Raw genomic sequence first — 1788 nt, 5'->3', positions numbered from 1 at the left:
CCCCACACCCCCAAAAACCCCGCCACCACAAGGATCCACACGGCCAAACACCACCACCAAGACCACCACACCTTCAAAACACCCACTATGCACTACCTCACATCCGCCGCAGCCGGCCCCGTCCCGCGACCGGGGAAGCCGCAGCGGTGCCGTTCATTCGTGCCGGCCGATCCGGCCTCCAGCTGCTCCCGGGGATGTCGCCTGCGTCGGAGCGAAGGCGCCGCCGTAAAGACGATCTCAGCTGCAGCGGCGACCGAGCGGAATCGGATTCGGGAGGTTTGGCAGGCAAAGCCGTGCCAGGCTTCAGCAGCCTATGATCTACACCCAAGAGGATCCGGCAGCGCATGCCCCTGGGTGGCGGCGCTTGAGCTGGGTGGATTGGTCCCGGCGCTCTCCCCTTGACCGCGTGTCAGCGGCCTGAGCCATAATCGGGCTGGGTACCGGAACGGTGCCGTAAAGATGGCCACGTGGTGCCGCAAGAGCAGAGGAGTCATGGAGTGACAAAGTATCTGATCTCATTCCCAGGTGAGGCCATGGTAATGCCCGCGGAGGAATTCGAGGCGGTGGTCGAGGACGCGCATGCCGTCATCGAGGACGCCAAGTCAGCAGGCGTATATGTCTTCGGTGGCGGAATAGATGAGTCTGTAGAGCCGGTCCTTGTGTCCGGCGACGGCACGTTCACCGAAGGCACGTACCCAGGACACAAGGTCCCCAACGGGGGCTACACCATTCTTGAGCTGCCATCTCGGGAGGCCGCCCTCGAGTGGGCCGCGAAGATCGCGGTTGCCAGCCGCTGCCCGCAAGAAATCCGGCAATTCCAGTACGACCCCGCCAGCTGATCCAGACAAGACCTGGCCGTGGCCGGAAGGGCGAAGACGCCGGGACCACCGATGGACGAGCCAGGGGGTGGTGCGGCGCCGCCAGAAGGCGGCACGGGTTTCCCTGCTCACCCGGTTGGCCGCTTCAACCCCTCGTGGTCACCAACGGCGGTGCGGGCTCCCTGGGAGCGCGGGGTCTCCCTAAGGTTGGCCGTGCCATACGCGGTCAATTCGGCAAAGTTGTAAATCACGACGCTCCGAACGGGGCCGGGGATCGCTTCCCACATCCTGCGGTCCATATCGATGCGCTGACTATTCGATCGGCTGAGTGGTAACGGCCCCACCTCAATCAGTGTCGACGACGACAGCTCCAGGTCACCCTTGGGCCCGGGGCCCGCGGTCCCCGGGCTCAGCACGAGACGGACATCGTCCCCAGGACCAGTGGAAAAATCCTCGAGCTGTACGGAGGCGCCGGACTCTGTGACGCGGATGGTGGCTGTCCCCGTGGTGCTCGCTCCTTGCGACTGAAACTGTCCTTGCAGAGTCACGGGAACAGCAGCAGCCGGATCGGTGGAAGCCGGCGACAGCTGACTGGGCTCGCTTTCCTGTTCCGGCGCGGGTTCTGAGTAAGTGCAGCCTGCCAGGCTTGCTGTAAGTACGCCCGCGAGCAGTGTCGATCGAAGAAGCTTCATTATTCCCCCAATATTTCTCCTTCAACCGCACCCTACACGACGAGGTAACCGCGCAAGTCAGCGCTGCGGACAGCGGCATTGAGCACGGCAAAGGATGGGCAGGCCTCCCCTTCGCACCGGACGCGCGTTCGGTCGGTTCGTGTCACAGGTGCGACGGCGGTGCTGCCGCGGCATGGGTGGCCGCGCTGGCGGATCTACCGCCAAGCGGGTGGATCGCCCCAGAGTGGGTGCGGGTCCTGCCGCAGGCGGCCGGCGGCGCCCGCTTGTTTCGGGCATTA

Annotated in this window: 1 protein-coding gene; it reads left to right on the top strand. The window is 64.8% G+C overall.

All coding sequences use genetic code 11. The features are described from left to right. Positions 1-497 precede the first annotated feature (497 nt). Complete coding sequence (locus BACI348_RS20535) at positions 498-839, top strand: YciI family protein (RefSeq protein WP_159830422.1); 342 nt, start codon at positions 498-500, stop codon at positions 837-839. Positions 840-1788: the final 949 nt, after the last annotated feature.

Origin of the sequence: Arthrobacter sp. 9AX (genome assembly GCF_902506095.1) — a bacterium.
Taxonomy (GTDB): Bacteria; Actinomycetota; Actinomycetes; order Actinomycetales; family Micrococcaceae; genus Arthrobacter.
This window is presented reverse-complemented; position numbering and strand designations above follow the sequence as displayed.